This is a genomic window from Rhodospirillales bacterium, from assembly GCA_016872535.1.
Taxonomy (GTDB): domain Bacteria; phylum Pseudomonadota; class Alphaproteobacteria; order Rhodospirillales; family 2-12-FULL-67-15; genus 2-12-FULL-67-15.
Window position 1 is genome coordinate 1 of record VGZQ01000058.1, and the last position, 21,377, is coordinate 21,377.

23 protein-coding genes, 1 tRNA gene and 1 pseudogene are annotated in these 21,377 nt (G+C 66.3%); 10 read left to right on the top strand and 15 right to left on the bottom strand.

Annotated features, from left to right (window positions below; genetic code table 11):
• Both FJ311_11685 and FJ311_11690 read right to left on the bottom strand, forming a co-directional pair.
• The coding region (locus FJ311_11685; GenBank protein MBM3952102.1) for a glycosyltransferase family 2 protein at positions 1-226 on the bottom strand (226 nt) is incomplete at its 3' end.
• Positions 227-248: 22 nt separating this feature from the next.
• A complete protein-coding gene (locus FJ311_11690; protein ID MBM3952103.1) occupies positions 249-1,238 on the bottom strand; it encodes a glycosyltransferase family 9 protein in 990 nt (329 codons plus the stop codon).
• A gap of 121 nt (positions 1,239-1,359) precedes the next feature.
• Between FJ311_11690 and FJ311_11695 the strand changes: the two genes are divergently transcribed.
• Positions 1,360-2,268 (top strand): folate-binding protein YgfZ, encoded by a 909-nt coding sequence (locus tag FJ311_11695; protein MBM3952104.1) that lies wholly within the window; start codon positions 1,360-1,362, stop codon positions 2,266-2,268.
• On the top strand, positions 2,265-2,909 hold the full coding sequence (locus FJ311_11700) for a methyltransferase domain-containing protein (GenBank protein ID MBM3952105.1): 645 nt from the start codon (positions 2,265-2,267) through the stop codon (positions 2,907-2,909). Before FJ311_11695 ends, FJ311_11700 begins: the two co-directional genes overlap by 4 nt.
• Before the next feature lie 9 nt (positions 2,910-2,918).
• Here FJ311_11700 and FJ311_11705 read toward each other — a convergent pair whose 3' ends face one another.
• From FJ311_11705 to FJ311_11750, 10 genes are all read right to left on the bottom strand, one after another.
• The gene (locus FJ311_11705) at positions 2,919-3,311 is read right to left on the bottom strand and encodes a type II toxin-antitoxin system death-on-curing family toxin (GenBank protein MBM3952106.1); all 393 of its coding nucleotides are present in this window, start codon (positions 3,309-3,311) and stop codon (positions 2,919-2,921) included.
• A 13-nt stretch (positions 3,312-3,324) separates the two neighbouring features.
• Positions 3,325-3,549 carry an AbrB/MazE/SpoVT family DNA-binding domain-containing protein gene (locus FJ311_11710; protein ID MBM3952107.1) on the bottom strand — a complete coding sequence of 75 codons (225 nt, stop codon included), beginning with the start codon at positions 3,547-3,549 and terminating at the stop codon, positions 3,325-3,327.
• A gap of 81 nt (positions 3,550-3,630) precedes the next feature.
• Complete coding sequence (locus FJ311_11715; GenBank protein MBM3952108.1) at positions 3,631-4,059, bottom strand: HIT family protein; 429 nt, start codon at positions 4,057-4,059, stop codon at positions 3,631-3,633.
• Between the two features lie 2 nt (positions 4,060-4,061).
• On the bottom strand, positions 4,062-6,782 hold the full coding sequence (locus FJ311_11720) for a pyruvate, phosphate dikinase (protein MBM3952109.1): 2,721 nt from the start codon (positions 6,780-6,782) through the stop codon (positions 4,062-4,064).
• A gap of 3 nt (positions 6,783-6,785) precedes the next feature.
• Positions 6,786-8,855 (bottom strand): glycine--tRNA ligase subunit beta, encoded by a 2,070-nt coding sequence (locus FJ311_11725; protein ID MBM3952110.1) that lies wholly within the window; start codon positions 8,853-8,855, stop codon positions 6,786-6,788.
• Positions 8,856-8,864: 9 nt separating this feature from the next.
• A complete protein-coding gene (locus FJ311_11730) occupies positions 8,865-9,821 on the bottom strand; it encodes a glycine--tRNA ligase subunit alpha (GenBank protein MBM3952111.1) in 957 nt (318 codons plus the stop codon).
• Positions 9,822-9,879: 58 nt separating this feature from the next.
• On the bottom strand, positions 9,880-10,146 hold the full coding sequence (locus FJ311_11735) for a hypothetical protein (GenBank protein MBM3952112.1): 267 nt from the start codon (positions 10,144-10,146) through the stop codon (positions 9,880-9,882).
• A 59-nt stretch (positions 10,147-10,205) separates the two neighbouring features.
• Positions 10,206-11,072, bottom strand: coding sequence for a S49 family peptidase (locus FJ311_11740; GenBank protein ID MBM3952113.1), 867 nt, complete (start codon positions 11,070-11,072; stop codon positions 10,206-10,208).
• Positions 11,073-11,081: 9 nt separating this feature from the next.
• Positions 11,082-11,837: a methyltransferase domain-containing protein gene (locus FJ311_11745; GenBank protein MBM3952114.1), complete on the bottom strand. Its 756-nt coding sequence runs from the start codon at positions 11,835-11,837 to the stop codon at positions 11,082-11,084.
• Entirely contained in the window at positions 11,834-12,058 is a 225-nt protein-coding gene (locus tag FJ311_11750) for a DUF2007 domain-containing protein (protein ID MBM3952115.1), read from the bottom strand. The genes FJ311_11745 and FJ311_11750 overlap by 4 nt, the downstream gene beginning before the upstream one ends.
• A 114-nt stretch (positions 12,059-12,172) precedes the next feature.
• Here FJ311_11750 and FJ311_11755 point away from each other — a divergent pair, with 114 nt between their 5' ends.
• Positions 12,173-13,189, top strand: a complete 1,017-nt coding sequence (locus FJ311_11755; GenBank protein ID MBM3952116.1) for a polyprenyl synthetase family protein — start codon at positions 12,173-12,175, stop codon at positions 13,187-13,189.
• A 74-nt stretch (positions 13,190-13,263) separates the two neighbouring features.
• Positions 13,264-13,340, top strand: a tRNA-Pro gene (locus tag FJ311_11760).
• Positions 13,341-13,363: 23 nt separating this feature from the next.
• Here the strand turns inward: FJ311_11760 and FJ311_11765 are convergent.
• Positions 13,364-14,185 (bottom strand): decarboxylase, encoded by an 822-nt coding sequence (locus FJ311_11765; GenBank protein MBM3952117.1) that lies wholly within the window; start codon positions 14,183-14,185, stop codon positions 13,364-13,366.
• 304 nt (positions 14,186-14,489) lie between these two features.
• On the opposite strand from FJ311_11765, the gene FJ311_11770 reads away from it, so the two are divergent.
• On the top strand, positions 14,490-15,353 hold the full coding sequence (locus FJ311_11770; protein ID MBM3952118.1) for a hypothetical protein: 864 nt from the start codon (positions 14,490-14,492) through the stop codon (positions 15,351-15,353).
• Positions 15,354-15,397: 44 nt separating this feature from the next.
• Here FJ311_11770 and FJ311_11775 read toward each other — a convergent pair whose 3' ends face one another.
• Entirely contained in the window at positions 15,398-16,531 is a 1,134-nt protein-coding gene (locus FJ311_11775; protein ID MBM3952119.1) for a DUF2336 domain-containing protein, read from the bottom strand.
• Between the two features lie 259 nt (positions 16,532-16,790).
• On the opposite strand from FJ311_11775, the gene FJ311_11780 reads away from it, so the two are divergent.
• Together FJ311_11780 and FJ311_11785 are read left to right on the top strand one after the other, a co-directional pair.
• Positions 16,791-17,204 (top strand): c-type cytochrome, encoded by a 414-nt coding sequence (locus FJ311_11780; GenBank protein ID MBM3952120.1) that lies wholly within the window; start codon positions 16,791-16,793, stop codon positions 17,202-17,204.
• Positions 17,205-17,326: 122 nt separating this feature from the next.
• The gene (locus tag FJ311_11785) at positions 17,327-17,842 is read left to right on the top strand and encodes an adenine phosphoribosyltransferase (protein MBM3952121.1); all 516 of its coding nucleotides are present in this window, start codon (positions 17,327-17,329) and stop codon (positions 17,840-17,842) included.
• Here FJ311_11785 and FJ311_11790 read toward each other — a convergent pair.
• Positions 17,784-18,756 (bottom strand): annotated as a pseudogene (locus FJ311_11790) (A/G-specific adenine glycosylase). The gene FJ311_11785 and the pseudogene FJ311_11790 overlap by 59 nt on opposite strands.
• 23 nt (positions 18,757-18,779) lie before the next feature.
• On the opposite strand from FJ311_11790, the gene FJ311_11795 reads away from it, so the two are divergent.
• From FJ311_11795 to FJ311_11805, 3 genes are all read left to right on the top strand, one after another.
• Positions 18,780-19,325 (top strand): DUF721 domain-containing protein, encoded by a 546-nt coding sequence (locus FJ311_11795; GenBank protein ID MBM3952122.1) that lies wholly within the window; start codon positions 18,780-18,782, stop codon positions 19,323-19,325.
• A 67-nt stretch (positions 19,326-19,392) separates the two neighbouring features.
• Positions 19,393-20,007: a DsbA family protein gene (locus FJ311_11800; GenBank protein ID MBM3952123.1), complete on the top strand. Its 615-nt coding sequence runs from the start codon at positions 19,393-19,395 to the stop codon at positions 20,005-20,007.
• A gap of 23 nt (positions 20,008-20,030) precedes the next feature.
• Positions 20,031-21,377, top strand: a 1,347-nt coding sequence (locus tag FJ311_11805) for a chromosome partitioning protein ParA (protein ID MBM3952124.1), incomplete at its 3' end; no start/stop codon positions are given.

Here is a 21,377-nt window from a genome sequence, read left to right on the forward strand (position 1 = left end):
CGATGGCGGCGTTGCGCCGATCGCCTTCCTTGGCCCACGCGCCGTCCACCAGGCGATCGGTGAAGGTGGCCGCGATCTCGCGCGAACGGTCGGTGCAGCGATCCAGCACCACCACGATTTCGTCGGCAAAACGGAGCGTTTCCAGGCAGTCGGCGAGCTGACGCTCCTCGTTGCGGATGCTGACCACCGCCGAGAGCCGGGGCCGCGATGTCGCACCGGGGCTCATGCCGCCTTCGCCGCTTCTTTGTTCATGCCGCCTTCGCCCCGGCGCGGTTCCATAACTCGCGCGCCGCCGCCTCGACCGCGTCGACCGAGAGCGAATCCATCAGCGTGCCCGAGGCGCGGTGATCGAAGCCGGGCGGGAAGATGCGATCGAACCCGAGCGTGGCCCGCACTGCCGCTGCGCGCGGCCCCCAAGGGGCGTAGAGTTCTTCGCGGCTCGGCCCGAACAGGCCCAGCGTCGGCGCGCCGCCGGCGGCGGCCATATGCATCAGCCCCGAATCGTTGCCGACGTAGAACGCCGCGCGCTTGAAGCAGGCGTAGATGGTGAGCAGATCGATTCGGCCCATGAGGTCGATGCGCCGTTCGCGCGGGATCGCCTCGATCAGGCGAAGCGATTGCGGCCGTTCGTCGTCGCGCCCGAAGACCGCGATCTTGGCGCCGGGCAGGATGCCGCCCGCGCCGGTGAGGCGGCCGATCAGTTCGAGAAAACGTTCCGCCGGCCAGGTCTTCGCCTTCCAGTTGGCGGCAGGCCCGACCGCGAGCACGGGAGTCCCGTCGGGCAACAGGCGGCGGGCTTCGTCGTCGTGGCGGGGCGCGGTCCAGAGCCGGGGGGCTGGCGGGTCGCGCTCGAGCCCGAGCACGCGGCCGTAAAGTTGGACCCGGTGGATGGCGGCGCGGCCCGAACCGATCCGGCGCTGGCGGCGCGCGGCCAGCAGCCAGGTCAGCGGCGTGTTGCGCAAATCGACCACCAAGTCCCACACGCGCCCGACGCAGCGCGCCCACAATTCGAGCCAATGGAGAGAGAACGCCATCTTGTCGAGGACGATGATCCGTTCCAGGTTCGGCGCCGCCTCGAACAACGGCGCCGCCGCCGGGCCGCAGGCGATGGTCACGCGGGCCTCCGGATGGTCCTCGATCACGCGGGCAAGCACGCCGCTCGACAGCACCGCGTCCCCGACGCGGGTCGACGTGACGAAGAGAACGCGCCTGGTTTTGCGGGAATCGGGATCCTGCATCGGCGTCCGTTATAAGGGGCTGCCGGGGCCTTGCCAACGGCCGCTCCCCGTTCCAACTTTCTCCCGGGCATCTTTGGGCGGGAGCGCACCCGCCCGCTCGATGAAAGGGTTAACAATCCGCATGACCGCGCCGCGTTTCGCCGTGCTCGAAGACCGGGGCGTGCTCGCGATCGAAGGCACCGACGCGCGCGCGTTCCTGCAAGGGTTGGTTTCCAACGACGTCAACAAGGTCGGGGCTTCGCGCGCGATTTACGCCGCCCTGCTCACGCCGCAGGGAAAATTCCTGCATGATTTCTTCATTGCCGAATTAGCCGGGGCGCTGCTGCTCGATTGCGAAAAGGCGCGTCTTGCCGACCTCAAGCGCCGGCTCGGGCTCTACAAGCTGCGCGCGCAAGTGACCATCGCGGACCGCTCCGCCGACCTCGCCGTCGCCGCCCTGTTCGGCGATGGCGCCCTCGGCGCGCTGGCGCTGCCTGACCAAGCGGGCGCGGCGCGTGGATTCGCTAGCGGCATCGCGTTCGTCGATCCCCGGCTCGCTTCCGCCGGGGCGCGTGCCATCGCCCCGCGCGAGTCCTTGCGCGCCGGCGCGAGCGCCGTCGGCTTCACCGAAACGGGCGCGGACGATTACGACAAGATGCGGATTTCGCTGGGCCTGCCCGACGGCAGCCGCGACCTCGAAGTCGAACGCGCGATCCTGCTCGAAAACGGATTCGAGGAATTGAACGGGGTCGACTGGAACAAGGGCTGCTACATGGGCCAGGAATTGACCGCGCGCACCAAGTACCGCGGCCTGGTCAGGAAGCGCCTGATGCCGGTCGCGATCGAAGGGCCCGCCCCCGCCTTCGGCGCGCCCATTCGATTTGGCGAAGCGGACGCGGGCGAGATGCGATCGTCGCGCGGCGGGATCGGGCTCGCGCTGCTGCGCCTGGAAAAGGTCGCGGAAGCCCGCGCCGCCGGAACGCCGCTTTCGGCCGGAGACGCGCGGCTCATTCCGATCAAGCCCGATTGGGCGAAGTTCCAATCCGCATGACGCGCGATCCGCTTGCCCCTCTCCGCCGCGCGCCCGAACTGCTCAAACCGATCGTCGACGTGTTCGACCGCCGCCTCGCCGAATGGGGCGCGACCGCGCGCGGCGTTTATTGGCGAAGCGAGGAAGGCCAGCAACTCCGCTTCGAGGTGCTGGCCCGCGTGTTGGAGGGCGACGCGGGCCCGTTCGCCGTCAACGATCTCGGCTGCGGCTACGGCGCGTTTTTCGATTATCTCGCGCCCCGCCTCGGGCCCAGGCTCGGCCGCTTCACCGGCATCGACATCTCGCCCGCCATGATCGAGGAAGCGCGGTCGCGCATCCGCGATCCGCGCGCCGTATTCGTGCGCGGTATGACGGCGGTCGAAGATGCGGACTATTGTTTCGCCTCGGGCACCTTCAACATGTGCCTCGAAGCCAAACCCGGCGAATGGGTTGCTTACGTCGAGGCTAGCCTCGCGCACTGTTTCGCCCGCGCGCGCAAGGCGCTTGCCTTCAACATGCTGAAGGGTTCGGGCAAGGTGCGCGAGGGCCTCTACTACGCCGAACCCGCGCATTTCGTCGCGTTCTGCCAAAACCTCGGCGCGCGGGTCCAGTTGACGGCCGGTTATCCCCTCGACGAATGGACGATATTCGCCAGGCGGTGAACGGCGCGGTCAACGTGACCGCCGTATTTTGCTCCGAAACCAATCCGCCAAGACTTTTTCGCCGATCTCTCCCGCCGCGAGGGCGAGAAAAGTCGTCACGCATTCCGCGTCCGTTGCCGTCGATTCGAAGCCGTTGCACCCCAAAAAGGTTTCCGCCACCGCCAGGGCGGTGCGTTTGTTGCCATCCATAAAAGGATGGTTGCGGGCAATGCCGAAGGCATAAGCCGCCGCCAGGCTCGCGGCGTCGATATTCGGTTCGTAGGCGGCTTTATTACGAGGTCGGTCGAGGGCGGAGGCGAGCAGCCCTTCGTCGCGCATGCCCGCGCGCCCGCCGTGTTCAGCCAAGCTTTCTTCGTGGATCGCGCGAACGACGACGGGCTCGACCCAAATCCAGTTTTTCACCTTGATCGCCGGATCATTTCGCGAGTTCGCGCAGCGCCGCACGACGAGTCTTAAGAACCCTTCGGGCGACCTTCATCTGCTTTTCGAACTCGGAATCGTAGGGAGTGACCCGGTAGCCGTCCGGCGTTTCGGTTAGAAATATGGTGTCGCCCTTCTCCGCCTTGAGGCGGGCGAGCACCTCGCGCGGCAGCACCACTCCGGTCGAATTGCCGACCGCCATGAGCTTCAGTTTGTGCATGATCGAATTCCCCACGTTATTACAAACGTAATAATAAGAGGATGCCGCCGCCCCGTCAATCCAAGCTGTCAGTTTACGTTGTCAATCCTTCGGCATATTGGCGCGGATTTTTTCGGCGAGCGCCTTGATCGCCACCATGTCGCCGGGCACCAAGCCCCAGTTGAGCATCAGGTTGTCGTCCTTCGCGCGCGGCAGGATGTGCACGTGCAGGTGCATGACCGATTGCTTGGCGCCGGGGCCGTTGGCCTGGACGATGTTCATCCCAAAGGGCGCGAGCGTCGCCTGCACCGCGCGCGCAACCCGGCGGGTGGTCACCGCCGTCGCCGCCACCCAGTCGTCGGGAGTGGCGAAGATGTTTTCGGAATGGAATTTCGGAATCGCCAAGCAATGCCCGGGATTGCCGGGATTGATATCCATGAACGCGAAGGTCTTGTCGTCCTCGAACACCTTGAACGACGGAATTTCGCCGCGAATGATCTTGCAGAAGATGCAATCCTTGTCGAGCGCCATGGCTACCGCCTCCCTTTCGCGCGCTTGCTCATTTTCGCCTTGCCGGTCTTCTTTTTCTTGGCCCCCACCCCGTCGAGGGCGGCTTGCGCCGCCGCCAGCTTGGCGATCGGCACCCGGTAGGGCGAACAGGATACGTAGTCGAGCCCGACCTCCTGGCAAAAGCGGACCGAGGCCGGATCGCCGCCGTGCTCGCCGCAGATGCCGACCTTGAGATTAGGGCGCGTGCGCCGCCCCCGTTCCGTGCCGATCCGCATCAGTTCGCCGACGCCGTCCCGGTCGAGGGTGATGAAGGGGTCATGCTCGATCACGCCGCGTTCCAGGTACTGGGTCAGGAAATAGCCGGCGTCGTCGCGCGAAAGCCCGTAGGTGGTCTGAGTCAGATCATTGGTGCCGAAACTGAAGAATTCGGCCGACTCGGCGATCTCGCCCGCGCGCAGGGCCGCGCGCGGCAGCTCGATCATGGTGCCGACCATATAACGGGTCTTGACGCCGCTTGCCTTCGCCACCTCCGCCGCCGTCCGATCGACGATTTCTTTCATCAGATCGAGTTCGCGCTTGACACCGACCAGCGGAATCATGATTTCGGGCTTGACCTTGACGCCGGCCTTGGCGACCTCGGCCGCGGCCTCGAAAATGGCGCGCGCCTGCATTTCGTAGATTTCGGGATAGGTGATGCCCAAGCGGCAACCGCGATGGCCGAGCATCGGATTGGCTTCGTCGAGATCGAGCGCGCGGGTCCGGACCAAATTAAGATCGGCCCCGGCGTCGCGGGCGATTTCGGCGATCTCCTCGTCCTTGTGCGGCAGGAACTCGTTCAACGGCGGGTCCAAGAGCCGGATGGTGATGGGCAGCCCGTCCATGATCTTGAACAGCTCGACGAAATCGGCGCGCTGGTAGGGCAACAGCTTCGCCAGCGCCACGCGGCGCGCGGCCTCGTCCGGGGCCAGGATCATCTGGCGCATGTGCAGGATGCGTTCGGGATCGAAGAACATGTGTTCGGTGCGCGAAAGGCCGATGCCTTCGGCGCCGAAACGGCGGGCGGCGCGCGCGTCCTCGGGCGTTTCGGCGTTGGCGCGCACGCCGAGCGTGCGAATCTCGTCAACCCAGATCATCAGCCGGGCGAAATCGCCGGTGAGCTTGGGCTGGATGGTGGCGACCGCGCCCTTCATCACCTCGCCGGTGGCGCCGTCGATAGTGACCACGTCGCCTTCGGCGAGCCGGACGCCGAGCGCGCGCATGGCCTTGTCCTTGTAATCGACCTTGATGTCGCCCGCGCCCGAAACGCAGGGCTTGCCCATGCCGCGCGCGACCACGGCGGCGTGGCTGGTCATGCCGCCGCGCGAGGTGAGGATTCCTTCCGCGACGTGCATGCCGCCGATGTCCTCGGGGCTGGTTTCGATCCGGACCAGGATCACCTTCTCGCCGTTCTTGGCCCATTTCTCCGCGTCCTCGGCGCTGAACACGACGCGCCCCGACGCCGCGCCGGGCGAGGCCGGCAGGCCGCGGGCGATGACCTCGCGCTCGGCCTTGGGATCGAGGGTCGGATGCAGCAACTGATCGAGCTGCGCCGGATCGAGGCGGCGGATGGCGTCGGCCTTGCTCACCAGGCCTTCGTCCACCATGTCGACCGCGATCTTGAGCGCGGCCGCCGCCGTGCGCTTGCCGGTGCGGGTCTGCAGCATCCACAGCTTGCCGCGTTCGACCGTGAACTCCAGGTCCTGCATGTCCTTGTAGTGCTTTTCGAGCTTGGTCCGCACCCGGCTCAGGTCCTCGAAGATCGCGGGCATCGCCTCTTCCATCGACTTGAGGCTGGAATGGGTAGCCTGGCGCTCGGCCGCGGTCAGCGGCTGCGGCGTGCGGATGCCGGCGACCACGTCTTCGCCCTGGGCGTTGATCAGGAATTCGCCGTAGAAATGGTTGTCGCCGGTGGACGGATTGCGGGTGAAGCAGACGCCGGTCGCGCAATCGTCGCCCATGTTGCCGAACACCATCGCCTGCACGTTGACCGCCGTGCCCCAGCTTTCCGGCACGTTGTGCAGCTTGCGATACGTGATCGCGCGCTGGTTCATCCAGCTTCCGAACACGGCACCGATCGCCCCCCAGAGCTGGTCGGCCGGGTCCTGCGGGAAAGGACGGCCGAGGATTTCCTCCGCCTTCGCCTTGTAGGCGGCGACGATCGCCTTCCAGTCGTCGGCCTTCAGCTCGGTGTCGTAGGAGTACCCCTTGCGGTCCTTCAATTCGTCGAGGATTTCCTCGAAGTTGTGGTGATCGACGCCGAGCACCACGTCGCCGTACATCTGGATAAAGCGGCGGTAGCTGTCGTAGGCGAAGCGCTCGTCGCCGCTTTCGCGCGCGAGCGCGAGCACGGTGCGGTCGTTGAGGCCGAGGTTGAGGACGGTGTCCATCATCCCCGGCATCGAGGCGCGCGCGCCGGAACGGACCGACACCAGCAGCGGACGCATCTCGTCGCCGAATTTACGCCCGACCGCCTTTTCGACGCGCGCCAGCGCCGTCGCCACCTCGGCCTTGAGGGTCTTGGGATAGCGCTTGCCGTTGGCGTAATAATAGGTGCAGACCTCGGTGGTGATGGTGAAGCCGGGCGGCACCGGTATGCCGATCCGGCTCATCTCGGCCAGATTGGCGCCCTTGCCCCCCAGCAACCCCTTCATGCCGGCGTTGCCTTCCGCCCTTCCCCCGCCGAAACCGTACACGTATTTCGCCATGAGCTAGCCCTCGATCCTGGAGAAATCGGCGACGCCGCCGAGCGCCGCGCGAATACGCGATAACAACTTAAGCCGGTTGGCGCGAAGCGCGGCGTCATCGCAGTTGACCGTCACCTTATCGAAGAAGCGATCAACCGGCGCGCGCAAGGCCGCAAGCGCCCGCATAGCGTCCTGGAATTTCTCGGCGGCGAGCGCGGCGGCGATCGGTACGCGCGATTCCATCAGCGCGGCATCGAGCGCCTTTTCCTCCGCCGCCGTCAGCAACCCCGAGTCGGCGGGGGCGTCGTAGCTTTTGCCGTCCTTCTTTTCCTCGATCTTCAGAATGTTGGCGGCGCGGCGGTAGGCAACCAGCAGGTTGGCGCCGTCCTCGGTCGCGAGGAAGTTCTTCAAAGCCTCGACCCGGGCGAGCAGGCGCACCAGATCGTCCTCGCCGCCCAAGGAAAACACCGCGTCGATCAGGTCGTGGCGCACGCCTTTTTCGCGCAGCGCCACTTTGAGCCGGTCGGCAAAGAACGCCATCATTTCGTTCACGTCGAGCCGCGCGGCGGGCCCGCGCGCGCTGGCGGCGTGGAGATCGTCGGCTTGGCGGAACGCGGCCACGAGCGGCACACGCAAACCGTTTTCCACCACCAAGCGAATGATGCCCAGGGCGGCGCGACGCAGCGCGAACGGATCGCGCGAGCCGGTCGGCTTTTCGCCAATGGAGAAAAACCCCGTCAGGGCGTCGATCTTATCGGCGAGCGCGAGTACGACCGAGATCGGCGCCTTGGGACAGGCGTCGCCGGGCCCGAGCGGGCGGTAGTGGTCGGCGATGGCGTCCGCGACCGGCGCGCTTTCGCCGTCGTGACGCGCGTAGTAGCGACCCATGATTCCCTGCAACTCAGGGAATTCGCCCACCATGCCGGTGGTCAAGTCGGCTTTACACAATTCCGCCGCGCGCTCGGCCGCCGCCTTGTCCGCGCCCGAGACATATTTCGCGAGTTCGGCGGCGAGCAGGCGCAGGCGCTGGACGCGCACGAAGTCGTTGCCGAGCTTGGCGTGAAACACGCGCTCCTTCAGGGCCGGGATGCGGGCTTCGAGTTTTTTCTTGCGGTCCTGGTCCCAGAAGAAGCGCCCGTCGGCGAGGCGGGCGCGCAGGACCCGCTCGTTGCCGGCGACAATGGCGGCACCCTTGTCCTTGGCCGCCGTGTTGGCGACGACGACGAAGAACGGCGCGAGCTTCCCCGCCTCGTCGTTGAGCGCGAAATATTTCTGGTGATGGCGCATGACCGTGGTCAGCACCTCGGGCGGCAGGTCCATGAATGAGTCGTCGATGCGCCCCAACAGCGCGACCGGCCATTCCACCAGGCCGACGACCTCGTTCAACAGCCCTTCATCGGAGACGAGGGCGAGATTTTTATTTTTAGCGAGCTTGGCCGCGTCCCGTTCGATGACGGCGCGGCGCTCGGCCGGATCGAGGATCACCCGCGCCTTCAGAAGCTTCTTCTTGTAGTCGGCGAAATTTCTCACCGCGAACGGCTTCGGCGCGAGGAACCGATGCCCGCGCGTCATATTTTCCGCCTTCACCCCAGCGAACGACAGGGGCACCGTCTTGCCGTCGAACCGGCAAAGAATTCTGCGCACGGGCCTTATCCAACGCGCCGACCCCTGCCAGCGCATGGACTTGGGCCAGGGGAATTGCGCCAGCACGCCTTCGATCAGGGCGGGCAGCACGGCGGCGGTTTTCTGACCGGTTTTCTTGATGACGGCGAACCAGAACACGCCCTTGCCGGTGTCGCGTTTTTCGCATTGGTCTAAGGCCAATCCATTGGCGCGCAGGAAACCGTCGATAGCTTGCTGGGGCGCATCAACGCGGGGGCCGCGACGCTCTTCCGATACATCCGGTTGTTTCGCGGGCAAGCCGTCCGCGACCAACACCAGCCGCCGGGGCGTGACGAAGGTTTCGATCTTTCCGGCGGCGAGGCCCGCCTTGGCGAAGGCCTCGCCCGCGAGCCGCTTCAAACCATCGCCCGCGCGCGCCTGCATGCGCGCGGGGATTTCCTCGGACAGGATTTCGAGCAACAGTTCGGCCATCGCCCGCGCCTATTTCCCGGCGGCGGGCGAATCCCCGCCGCCAGTAATTGATTGCCGCGAGGATTCGCTCGCGGCAGCCGGCTTTTTCAGCCACGCCTCGCAGCAGGCCTTGGCCAGCACCCGCACGCGGCCGATGTAGGCGGCACGCTCAGCGACGCCGATCGCGCCGCGCGCGTCCAGCAGATTGAACCGGTGGCTCGCCTTGATGCACTGGTCGTAGGCGGGAAGCGCCAAGCCGCGCGCGAGCAACGCCTGACATTCCTTCTCCGCGTCGGCGAAGTGGCGGAAGAGAACGTCGATGTCGGCGAGTTCGAAGTTGTAAGCGGAATATTCCTGCTCGGCGCGCAGGAACACCTGGCCATAGGTGACGCCGCGTCCGTCGAAGTCGAGATCGAACACGTTCTCCACGCCCTGGATGTACATGGCGAGCCGTTCGAGCCCGTAGGTGAGCTCGACCGGCACCGGATCGCATTCGATCCCGCCCACCTGCTGGAAGTAGGTGAACTGGGTCACTTCCATGCCGTCGCACCATACTTCCCAGCCCAGTCCGGCGGCGCCGAGCGTCGGGCTTTCCCAATCGTCCTCGACGAAGCGGATGTCGTGAAGCGAAGGATCGATGCCGAGCGCCTTCAGGCTCGCCAGGTAACGGTCCTGGATGTCGGCGGGCGCGGGCTTCTGGATGACCTGGAACTGGTAATAGTGCTGCAACCGGTTCGGGTTTTCGCCGTAACGGCCGTCGGCGGGTCGGCGCGAGGGCTGCACGTAGGCCGCGTTCCACGGATCGGGCCCGAGCGCGCGCAGCGTGGTCGCGGGATGAAAGGTCCCGGCGCCCACTTCCATGTCGTAGGGCTGCAGCACGAGACAACCCTGCCCCGCCCAGAATTCCTGAAGGGTCAGGATCAGGGATTGAAAGCTGGGGCGAGGCGCGCGGCGCGCTTGACGATATGGGCGGGGCTTCGGAGTCATCGGAATTGCTGCGGCGCAGCAACCTTACTGTCCGCCCCGATGGGGGTCAACGATCGGCTCAGCCGGGAAATGGGCAATCCTTGCGCCCGCAGGAGGTGGCGTTCGACGCGGCGACGAAGGCGCCGCAGGCGCGACATTCGATCGTGTCTTCGGCCTCGATCCGGGAATCGGTGCGCGGCGATTCGCGGTTTTGCCCTTTCGGGGGAACGGCACGGGATCGCGCCGCCTTCAGCGCCTGATAGCGCGTGAACCAGCGCCAGCCGTACCAGACGGCGACGATGACGAAGAGCGTGATAAGGATCTTGGTGAGGCTCAGGCCGAACATGAGGTTTTGTAGGGGCGCGGGCGGGAACGGTCAACTCGGTTCCCCGGCCGGTACGAAGGCTAGAGCCCGAAGCGGCCCCACCACAGTCGCTCCTCGACCGCGGCCAGCGCGCGGTCGACCACGTCGACCGGGTCGGCATCGGCGCGGGCGAATCCGATCCGGCGCGGCCACCAGCGCGAACGGCCCATGACCGGTTTCAGGCGCACATTGTCGCCGAAGCGCGCGCGTAAGGTAGAGCGCATATCGCCGAGGCCGTCGATCAGGCCGAGTTCCAGCGCGCGCCGCCCGGTCCAGAACTCGCCGCTGAACAACTCGTCCTCGGGCGCCTTGAGGCGACTGCCGCGCCGCTCGCGCACCGCCGCCTTGAAGCTTTCGTGGATGTCGCGCTGGATCGCGGCAAGACGGGCGACGTCTTCCGGCTTTTCTTCCAGGAACGGATCGAGCAAGGTCTTGCGCTCGCCCGCCACATGCAGGCGGCGTTCGACACCGATGCGCTTCAACAGATCGACGAAGCCGAAGCCGCCGCTCATGACCCCGATCGAGCCGACGATCGAGTTGGCGTCGGCGTAAATCTCGTCCGCCGCGCACGCCAGCCAATAGCCGCCGGAAGCCGCGACGTCCTCGGCGAAGGCGATCACCGGCACGTCGTGTTCGGAAGCGAGCGCGCGGATGCGCCCGGCGATCAGCGCCGACTGCACCGGCGAGCCGCCGGGCGAATTGATCGCGAGCGCGACCGCCTTCAGGTTCCAGAGCCGAAATGCGCGCTCAAGCGCGGGCGCGAGACCGCCGAGTGACAACCCGCCCCGCCACGCGCCCACGCGCCCGATCACGCCCGAAAGCCGCACCACCGCCACCGCCGGCGGCGGGTTGGCCAGGCGCCCGAACGGCAGCCGGGCGAGAAATTTTTGGAAGGGATGCTCGGGCATGGCGGTGGATTATGACATGGGGAGCGCGCGGCCCTCGCGCAAGATCGCCTCGGCCTCGGACGTGTAGCCGCCGCCCCGGCGATGCAGCACCAGGCCGGGGCGGGTCACGGTCGGTTCGGCCGCGCCTTCGCGCGCGGCGACGATGATACGCTTGGCCGGCTTTCCTTCGCCCGCCCACAACGGAAAGATCACGATCCCGCCCGCGTGCTCCGACAGCGCCGCGACCAGCGCATCCAGCCGATCGGCGCGGTGGATGAGCGTAAGCGTGCCGCCAGGCGCGAGCCGATCGCAGCACGCCGCGACCCATGCCGCGAGCCCGCCAGCGCCTTCCGCCGTCGCGCGGCGGCGCGCCGGATCGGGCGAAAGCGTGCCCGAGCCCGCCTCCAGGAACGGCGGGTTGGCGAAAACGTGATTGAATTTTTTCCCCGCCAGTTCGGACGGTAGCGCGAACAGGTCTCCCGCGAAAAAGCGCACGCGATCGTCCATGCCGTTCGCGCGCGCGTTGTCGTCGGCGAGCCGGACGAGCGCCGGATCGAGCTCGATTCCGCTCACGCGGACGCCCGGCACGCGCCAGGCGAGGCAAAGCGCGGCGGCGCCGGTGCCGGATCCGGCCTCGAACGCCTGCTCGCCCGCGCGCGCCGGCACCGCGGCCGCGAGCAGCACCGGGTCGATCGCCGCGCGCAAACCCCGCTTCGGCTGCGCGAGCCGCACCCGCCCGCCGAGCAGCGTGTCGCGGGTAATTTCCGCCGCGCCGACGGCGGTCACGGTCCGCCCTCCCGGCCGATCGCGTCGGCGAGCTCCAGCACCCGGCGCGCGGCCCCCGCGTCGGCCTCATCCACCACCACCCGGCGCGGAATGGCCGAAATGCTCCCGTCCGCCGCGCTGGCGTGGGCGTCAAGCACGAGGGCCTCGATCCCTTCCTGCCGCAACGCGGCAAGAAGCCAGGACAAAAACACCAGGTCGTTGCTGCGTACCAACTCGATCATGATTCACATATTGGGGCGCGCCTTGACCGCGCCGCGCTCGAATCCCTATGATTTCGATTCAATAGGTTCGGGCGGGTTAACCCGCCCGTCAAGCGCCCGGGAAGGAACCGAGTTTTGGGTGTCGTCGTCAACCTGGAGGAAGGCCGGGAACGCAAGCCGTCGCTGGATGGCCTGACCCGCCTCGTCGCCGACGACCTCAAGGCGGTCAACGCCCTGATCGTGCGCCGGATGCAGAGTCCGGTGGCGATGATCCCGCAGCTGGCCGGGCATATCGTTGCTTCCGGCGGCAAGCGCATCCGTCCCATGCTCACGCTGGCCTCCGCGCGCATGTGCGGCTATCGGGGCGAACGGCACCTCGCGCTCGCGGCGTGCGTCGAATTCATCCACACCGCGACATTGCTCCACGACGACGTGGTCGACGACAGCGACCTGCGCCGGGGCGAAGCCAGCGCCAATGCCCTCTGGGGCAACAAGGCGAGCGTGCTGGTCGGCGATTTCCTGTTCAGCCGTTCGTTCGAGTTGATGGTCGAGGACGGATCGCTCGACGTGCTCGCGATCCTGTCGCGCGCATCCGCCGTGATCGCCGAGGGCGAGGTGCTGCAACTCGTTACCGCCAACGACACCGCCACGGGCGAACCCGCCTATCTCGACGTCATCCGCGCCAAGACGGCGCAGCTGTTCGCCGCCGCCTGCCGCATCGGCGCGGTGGTCGCCAACCGCCCGCGCATCGAGGCCGAGGCGCTCGACGCCTTCGGCATGAACCTCGGCATCGCTTTCCAGCTGGTCGACGACGCGCTCGACTATTCGGCCAAGCAGGCGGTATTGGGCAAAACGGTCGGCGACGATTTCCGCGACGGCAAGATCACGCTCCCCACCATCCTCGCCTATCGCCGCGGCGACGAGGAAGAACGCGCGTTCTGGCGGCGCACCCTTGAAGACCAGAACCAGGATCCAAGCGATCTCGATCGCGCCATCGAACTGCTCAACCGGCACGGCGCGCTTACCGACACGGTCGAACGCGCCCGCCATTACGGCGCCATCGCGCGCGACGCGCTCGGCATCTTCCCGGAGGGGGTGGAAAAGACCGCGCTCCTCGAATTGATCGATTTCTGCATCGAACGGGCGTATTAAAAGGCCCAAGACCCCCGTCGGGACCGCCTTGCCCCACCCTCGCGCCGGGTCTATAACCGGCCCCGATTTCGCGGCGGAGTGTAGCTCAGCCTGGTAGAGCACTAGCTTCGGGAGCTAGGGGCCGGAGGTTCGAATCCTCTCACTCCGACCATTTTTATGATTTAAGGTTCGGACTCATACTAAGAATTCGACTGTGAGACCAGGAAGTGCGATTCCCCGCACTTCGGACCGCCAAATTTCGCCCGCCTGAACCGACCGCGCGGTGGTAACCGTGCCGGTCGCCACGATTTCGCCCGCCTGCAATGCGGCGTAGTCGGGTTGGTTGGCCAATACCGACAACAGGTGGGCTATGGCGGATAATGGATTGCCCAGAACATTAGAGCCCTTGGCCGTTTCGATATGGCGATCGCCGCATGACAGCGTAAGCGTGAAGGACTCAAGCGCGCCGATCACGTCGGTGCCGAGTTGAGATAAAGGCCGCGGGGGGCCGACCAACAAGGTGGCGTGGAGCCCGGCGTCAACAACGGTGTCCGGGGCCTGAAACTTCCAGCCGGGAAAGTGCGATTGCACGATTTCGAAGCCGTGTGCCACCCAATCGATCGCATTCAGAACCTCGACAAGCCCCGCGCCGGTTCGGGGAACAGCGCGAAAGCCGAAGACAATTTCAGGTTCGATCTTCGGCTCGACGAACTTACCGAGGCGACAAGTAGCCCGCGTGTCGTTCAGACGAACGACCGTCGTATCGTAGATGTGCGCCCAAATCGGTTCGCGAACTCCGAATTTGGACCACATATCGGGGTTGGTGAACCCGATCTTTCGACCCACGGACTTAGCGCCCTCTGTCAGACGCGCACGGTGAATGAGGTGCGCGACCTCGTAGGCGTCGGAGAGGCCGAAGGCGGGCAGGCGTGTCGTGAAAGGCGCGACCTGACGCGCCGAGTCTTGCGCCGTTTTCATTTCCAATGCGAGTGCAGGAAGGTCGAGCGGTGTTCGCATGAGTGCCCGGCAAATCCGCCGCCGAACGCGCGGTCGTTTCCAACACGAAGCGGTCCAGCGGGCACAGTTGGAATTTATCGTTTAATTTGCAACGTCTTAGATTTATGCGATTTATGTCGTCATCACAGACAACCCCCGTTGTCCACGACAACCCCAAAGTTAAAGTAATTATCGCTCCCGGCGTCAATACCCAGGCGGCCCTCCGCCGCTCGACTTGACCAACGTCGCCCCGTTCTGTTCCTGAACGAAGCGGAGTTCGGCGAAGTCAGACGCGCGGAGCGAATTTTTCGGCTAGGATCGGAGCATGATCGACACCTCCAAGGCCGACTGGCCGAAAACCCCGAGCGGCGCCATCGACTGGGAAAGGGTGTTCGAGGACCCCGAGACCGGCTTGATCGCGCTTGTGCGCCGTACGCGCTCCGCCGCCGCGCTGCGTGAATGCATGATCGCCATCGTCTCGCGCCTTTACGTCCGCAAGGACGATCCGCTCGAAATCGAGCGGTTCGTCCATCAATTGCGAACCATGCTGCCCGACCGGATGTCGCCGACGCGGCTCGCGCGCACCACCGACGCGATGGTCGATATGCTTCGTCAGATCAAGTCCGACCGCATCCTCAAGGTCCTGGAGTACGAAGCCGCCAAGGCCGAAGCCACGGCCAATGCCTTCGCCGATATCGCGGGTTCGACGGCACCCGGCAAAGAGCGTCGTTCGAAATCGAAACCGATCGAACTGACCGAACTGGCCCGCAGCGCCGTTGCACGGCATATCAAACGGATAGTCCACGTTGCCGCGGGACTGGCGGTGGTGGCCGCGGTGGCCGGCACCATGATCGCCACCTATATTGAGAACGCCCCCCAGCGCGAGGCGAAGCGCAACGCCACTCTGCTGCTGGAGCAGGCCCAGGCGGCAAGCCGGGGCGAGACGGTCACGACCCATGTCTTCGGCGGGCGTCTTTACGTCGATCGGACGGGCGCCCGCCCGGTCGTCACGATCGAAGGGCTCACAGCCGATCAATGCGCCAACGCGGGTTGGATGCTGGCAAAAAAGGGCGGGGTTACGGTCGACGACCGCACGCCCACCAATCTCTCGCTCAACACGTTTACCGCGTTGTGCGCCAACAACCCGGGAAATGCGATCGTGAAATGGTCGCCCCGGACGGACGAATAAGTTGCGGACGAACGGGCGCCCGGAACGGAAAGAAATAAAGCCGGTCAGGCCGAGCTTGCCGACAGCGCCGGCAGCTCGCCCATCTTCTTGAGCAGGTAATCGAGGTCGTCGGCCTCCATCACCACGCCGAGATCGCCGTACTGGGTCAGCACCCGCTCGATCATGCGCCGTTTATAGCGCTCGCGATCTTGCTCGCCGCCGTCGTAGCTGGTCTCGCGGAACACGTCCAAGGCGGCGCGAATACCCGGAAAATACGACGCCGGCAATCGCGCCTTGTCGCAGAGCGACCGAAGGCCGAGCTTACCTTCGTCGTGAATCAGGGCGCGGGCGTTGGCGAGCGGAATGCCGGCAAGTTCCGCCAATGCGGCCTCGAAGAACGTGATGTCGCCCATGACCGCCGCGCGCAGCACGATCGAGGGCGTGAGCCGGCCGTGCGCGCGCATTTGACGCACCAGGGTTTGCACCTCTTGCTCCTCGGCCTCGCTCGAAATGCCGAGCACCGCGCGCTCGCGGCTTTGCAGCAACAAATCGGTCGCGAGCGCCGCCGGAAGCTCGTGGCGCGACACCAATTCGGTCTTCAGTTTTTCCGACACCAGCGTCACCAGCCGCTCGGCCACCGTCACCGGCAGCCTGGGGCGATGCACCATCGCCGCCTGGATGCCCTCGCGCCCACCGAAGTCGTCGATCACCGTTTGCAAGGACTTTTCCGAAATCGCGGCGCCCTCGTTGGCGACCAGGGTTTGCACCACCGCTTCGTTGTGGGTTTCGACCAGGGACGCGGAGACCTTCTCCGACACCGCCGTCCGGCTGGCGATCGCCACCTGCTTGGCCGGACCCTGGGTGCGGATGATCTCCACCAAGTCGTTGTCGGTCAGAACCTCGGAAAACTTGAGGATCGGCTCGGCGACCCGGTCAACGTCCTTGGCGAGCGCCACCACCACTTCGCGCGGCACGTCGCGCGCGCGTTTCAGATTATCGGCCAGCGCCTCGCGCACCCGCACCTCGGCGTCGCGCACCATCAGGCGGAAGATTTCCTCGGCGATCTTGCGTTCCCCCGGCGCCAGTTCACCCTTGCCGAATTCGGCGGCGATCTTGGCCGCGGTCACCGCGCGGGCCTCGCCCGAGGGATCGGTCAACAGGCGGACGACGTCATCCTGGCTGAGCGCGTTGCGGGTCATGGCGGTCGCGGTTCCGAGTGAGCGTTGCGGCCCCGGGAACGCGCGCGTTCCCGGTCTTACGCCGACGACAGGGACGTAATAGTGAGATACCGGTCAAATCCCCGCAAGGGCATAGGCGCGGGGCGCGCGGGCAAATACCCATGCGCGCGCCCCGCCAAATTGGAACACGATAATAACGGCTCGCAGCAAGGATTTGCCGGACTGGTGGGTTGCCAGCCGCCATGAAGGCGGCCATAATCCCGTCCCTCTTTGAACTCGAATGCAACGTTTTTCCGGAGAAATCGCGATCATGACCTTCGTCAAGCACTTCCTCGCCGGCGCCGCCGCCGTTCTTGCCTTCGGCGCCGCAAGCGTCCAGGCGTCCGAAGACGGCGCCAAGATATTCCGCACCAAGTGCATGGTTTGCCACGACATGGAAAAGGGCAAACACAAAGTCGGCCCGTCGCTCCATGGCATATACGGCCGCCAGGCCGGTACCGTCGAGGGCTTCACCCGCTACGTCGGCCTCAAGGGCGCGGACTACAAATGGGACAAGAAGGCGCTCGACGAATACCTGACCGATCCGGAAAAATTCGTGAAGGCCAAGGGCGCGCCGCGCAGCGCGATGGCCTTCAAGCTCCCCAACGCCAAGGAGCGCCACGAGGTGATCGAGTTCCTGGAAAAGGGCAAGTAATTCCGGCTGCATCCGGAATTGTCGTCGCGACGGCGCTAGGTGGGTCGGCCCATCGAGCGCCGTTTCGCTTTTGCGGCGAAACGGCTAAAGTGCTCGCGACGCCAGCCGAGAAATACGCCGTCATGAACATCAAGGACCATATCCGTTCGATCCCCGATTTTCCGAAGCCGGGTATCCTGTTCTACGACATCTCGACCTTGCTCGCCCATCCCGACGCCTGGCAGGTGACCATGGGCCGGATGGCGAAGCTGATCGGCCGGCACCAGCCCGACGTGCTTGCCGGGATCGAATCGCGCGGATTTTTGATCGCGGCGCCGCTCGCGCTCAAGCTCGGCCTCGGCTTCATCATGGTGCGCAAGAGAGGCAAGCTTCCGGGCAAAACCATCCGGCACGAATACGCGCTCGAATACGGCACCGACACCGTCGAGATTCAGCACGACGCGATCAAAAAGGGGGACCGCATCGTGGTGCTCGACGACTTGCTCGCGACCGGCGGCACGCTGAATGCCGCCGCCGAACTGCTGCGCAAGGTGGGTGCCGACGTGGTCGGCGCCGCCTGTTTGATCGAGCTGTCGTTTCTTAACGGCCGCTCGAAGCTTTCCGTGCCGTTCGATTCGCTGGTGGTCTACGACCAATAGCGCCGCCGGCGGTCTTTATCGCCTTCTTCATCACGCTCGGCAACGCAAGGCGGTTCAGCCGGGCGACCGGCCACCACGTCAGTCCCTCGATATCGCCGCCGGCAACGCGCGCGCGAACGACCTTTCCCTTCAACGTGAAGTGACTGAAGGCGTGCGCGAAAGCGCCGGAATTGACCGATTGCCAATTGCCCTTCGCCGGCGCGTGGCGCACCACTTCGACCGCCGACCACGGCTTTGCCCGCCAAGGGGTCGAGGGAAACTCCATCATTCCGCCGAGAAGCCCTTTTTCGGGGCGGCGGCGCACCAGCACCCGGCCGCGTCCGTCTTCCGCCCAAAACACGACTGCGTGGCGGGTCGGGCAGGCGAACCCGCAGCCCGTGGAGCCGCGCGATCACCCGCGCCACGTTGCCGTCCACCGGCACCGTCTGCTCCCCATAGGCGATCGCCGCGACGGCGGCCGCGGTGTAGGGCCCGACGCCCGGCAGGCGGGCGAGCCCGGCCTCGTCGCGCGGGAATTTTCCGCCAAGGGGACCCGCCACCTCGCGCGCGGCGCGGTGCAGATTGCGGGCGCGGGCGTAGTAGCCGAGCCCTTGCCAGGCGTGCAGCACGTCGTCGAGGGGCGCGGCGGCCAGCGCCGCCACCGTCGGCCAGCGCGCGAGAAAGCGCGCGTAATACGGCGCGACGGTCGCTACCGTCGTCTGCTGAAGCATGATTTCGCTCAGCCACACCCGGTAAACGTCGGGCCGCGCGGGCGAATCATCGTGCGAAGGCACGCCTACCGGCGTGACGCGCGTGATAAAAGATCCGCCCCTACCGGGGCGCGCGCCGCGGCCTTCGCGCCACGGCAACGCGCGGCCCTGGCGATCGAACCACGCCAGCAGGCGCCGCCCGAGAAGCTTTGCGTTCCCAGCCATCGAAAGAGGTATACTGTCCCGCCATGACCTCAGGCCATACGTCCCGCAGCGGCAAATTCGTGCGCGCCGGCAGGGCGGCGACCCTGAACACGCTCGCGCGGCGGCTGATGCGGCCGCTTTTCGGCAAGCGCGGCCTCGCCGACGGGCGCATCGTCGCCGACTGGGCGGAGATCGCCGGGCCGCTGCTGGCGCGCTCCAGCCGGCCGGCGCGGATCGCCTTCGCCACCGGGGAAAGGACCAACGGCACCTTGCATTTGAAAGTCGCGCCGGGCGGGCTCGCGACCGAAATCCAGCACATCGAGCCGCTGCTGATCGAGCGGATCAACGGCCATTTCGGCTATCGGGCGGTGGCGCGCCTGCACATGATTCAAGCGCCTCTGCCCCCGCCGCCGCCGGAGCCCGAGCCCACCCCGCCGCTCGGCCCCGAAGCCGAGGCGAAGCTCGAGCGCACCCTCGCCGGCGTCAAGGATTCCGGCCTGCGCGCCAAACTCGAAGCCTTGGGGCGCGCGGTGCTGGCGCCTGCCAAAACAAAGGGCAAAACAGGGGGTAACCCGCCGAACAGGCCTTAAAACCATGGACTTTTCGGCCGGTGGGCGACTATAGTCCGGTCTATATATAGTGGTCGGCGAGGCCTAAGTGTCCCGAAAGATTGTGTTTTACTGGTTGTTAGCCATGTTCGGCTGGGTCCTGCCCGCCGCGGCCGGCATCGCGTCCTTAGAGGATGCGCTGGCCGATCGGGTGATCGGGCGCGCCGACGCACCGGTAACCATCATCGAGCACTCGTCCCTCGGCTGCCCCCACTGCGCGAGCTTCCACCGAGATACACTGCCCCGCATCAAGACCGAATACCTCGATACCGGCAAGGCACGGCTGGTTTTTTCGGATTTTCCCCTCGGCGGACCAGCCACCGCCGCCGCCATGGTTGCGCGCTGCGCGCCAAGAAGCGCCTATTTTGGATTGATCGAAACTTTGTTCCGCGAACAAGAGCGTTGGATGCGCAGCCGCGATCCGATCCAGGAAATCGGTCGCATCGCCCGCTTCAGCGGACTGTCCGAGCAGGACGTCCAGGCGTGTCTCGACCTCCAGCCCCTGCTTCTCGGCCTGCGCGAACGGGTCGAGGGCGCGAGCCGGCGCTACGGCGTCAACTCCACGCCCACGTTCGTGATCGAGGGCGCGGTCATCGTCGGCGCGCAGCCCTTCGAGGTATTCCGCGACGCGATCGAGACCGCGTTGAAGAAAAAAGCGAAGTAACCGTCAACAAGGACCGGCGCTCCGTGCTCCAATTCAATCGCCTTCGCCTCACCGGCTTCAAGTCCTTCGTCGAGTCGACCGATCTTATGATCGAGACCGGGCTCACCGGCATCGTCGGGCCCAACGGATGCGGCAAGTCGAACCTGGTCGAAGCTCTGCGCTGGGTCATGGGCGAAACGTCGCCCAAGCAGATGCGCGGCGGCGAAATGGACGACGTCATCTTCGGCGGCACCGCCCAGCGCCCGGGCCGCAACATCGCCGAGGTTTCGCTCGCGCTCGACAATTCCGCCCGCTCGGCGCCGGCGCAATTCAACGACACCGACCGGATCGAGGTGGTGCGCCGGATCGAACGCGGCGAAGGCTCGCTCTACCGCGTCAACGGCAAGGACGTGCGCGCCCGCGACGTGCAAATCCTGTTCGCCGATTCCGCCACCGGCGCCCGTTCGACCGCGCTGGTCAGCCAAGGCCGCATCGGCGCCCTGATCGCCGCCAAGCCCGCCGACCGGCGCATGCTGCTCGAGGAAGCGGCCGGCATCACCGGCCTCCATTCGCGCCGCCATGAAGCCGAGATCAGGCTCCGGGCCGCCGACGCCAACCTGAAGCGCGTCGACGACGTGCTGCAGACCCTTGACGCCCAGCTCCAGAACCTGAAGAAGCAGACGCGCCAGACCGCGCGCTACCGCAACCTGAGCCAGCATATCCGCGTCGCCGAAGCGACCTATTTCTACCTGCGCTGGCGTTCGGCGGACGCAGAGCTCGACGAGGCCAAGTGGCGCCTCGCCTCGGCCGAGACCGAGGTGACCGAGCGCACCCGCGCCGCCGCCGAGGCGGCGGCCGAGCAGGCGGAGCGCGCCTCGGGCCTGCCCGAGCTGCGCCACGCGGAAGCCGAAGCCGCGGCCGAACTGCAGCGCCTGATCATCGCCCGCGAGCAGCTCGACGCCGAGGAACGCCGTCTCGAGGAAAGCCGCCGCGAAATCGAAACCCGCCTCGCCCACATCGCCCAGGACACCGAGCGCGAGGAATCCTTGCGCGCCGAGGCGCGCGAAGCCATCGGCCGCCTCGCCAACGAACGCGCCGCCATCGACCAAGCCCGCGCCGGCGAAGCCGTCGCCCGCGCCGAGGCCGAGGCCGCGCTCGCCGCCGCCGCCGACGCGGTCGCGGCCGAGGACCTCAAGCTCGCCCGACTCACCCACGAAGTCGCCGAAACCGAAACCCGGCGCCAGGCGCTCGCGCGCGCCAAGGCCGAACTCGACGAGCGCATCGGCCGCCTCGCCCAGCGCGTGGGCGAACTGGCCGAACAACGCGCCCGCGTCGAGGCCGAAGCCGTCGCCGTCGCCGCCGCCGAGGCGGCCGACGCGGCGGCCGAAAGC

Coding starts and splice junctions, on each gene's coding strand:
- FJ311_11690 (MBM3952103.1), bottom strand. CDS start 1,238: ATGCAGGATCCCGATTCCCGCAAAACCAGGCGCGTTCTCTTCGTCACG.
- FJ311_11695 (MBM3952104.1), top strand. CDS start 1,360: ATGACCGCGCCGCGTTTCGCCGTGCTCGAAGACCGGGGCGTGCTCGCG.
- FJ311_11700 (MBM3952105.1), top strand. CDS start 2,265: ATGACGCGCGATCCGCTTGCCCCTCTCCGCCGCGCGCCCGAACTGCTC.
- FJ311_11710 (MBM3952107.1), bottom strand. CDS start 3,549: ATGCACAAACTGAAGCTCATGGCGGTCGGCAATTCGACCGGAGTGGTG.
- FJ311_11715 (MBM3952108.1), bottom strand. CDS start 4,059: ATGGCGCTCGACAAGGATTGCATCTTCTGCAAGATCATTCGCGGCGAA.
- FJ311_11720 (MBM3952109.1), bottom strand. CDS start 6,782: ATGGCGAAATACGTGTACGGTTTCGGCGGGGGAAGGGCGGAAGGCAAC.
- FJ311_11725 (MBM3952110.1), bottom strand. CDS start 8,855: ATGGCCGAACTGTTGCTCGAAATCCTGTCCGAGGAAATCCCCGCGCGC.
- FJ311_11730 (MBM3952111.1), bottom strand. CDS start 9,821: ATGACTCCGAAGCCCCGCCCATATCGTCAAGCGCGCCGCGCGCCTCGC.
- FJ311_11735 (MBM3952112.1), bottom strand. CDS start 10,146: ATGTTCGGCCTGAGCCTCACCAAGATCCTTATCACGCTCTTCGTCATC.
- FJ311_11740 (MBM3952113.1), bottom strand. CDS start 11,072: ATGCCCGAGCATCCCTTCCAAAAATTTCTCGCCCGGCTGCCGTTCGGG.
- FJ311_11750 (MBM3952115.1), bottom strand. CDS start 12,058: ATGATCGAGTTGGTACGCAGCAACGACCTGGTGTTTTTGTCCTGGCTT.
- FJ311_11765 (MBM3952117.1), bottom strand. CDS start 14,185: ATGCGAACACCGCTCGACCTTCCTGCACTCGCATTGGAAATGAAAACG.
- FJ311_11770 (MBM3952118.1), top strand. CDS start 14,490: ATGATCGACACCTCCAAGGCCGACTGGCCGAAAACCCCGAGCGGCGCC.
- FJ311_11775 (MBM3952119.1), bottom strand. CDS start 16,531: ATGACCCGCAACGCGCTCAGCCAGGATGACGTCGTCCGCCTGTTGACC.
- FJ311_11780 (MBM3952120.1), top strand. CDS start 16,791: ATGCAACGTTTTTCCGGAGAAATCGCGATCATGACCTTCGTCAAGCAC.
- FJ311_11785 (MBM3952121.1), top strand. CDS start 17,327: ATGAACATCAAGGACCATATCCGTTCGATCCCCGATTTTCCGAAGCCG.
- FJ311_11795 (MBM3952122.1), top strand. CDS start 18,780: ATGACCTCAGGCCATACGTCCCGCAGCGGCAAATTCGTGCGCGCCGGC.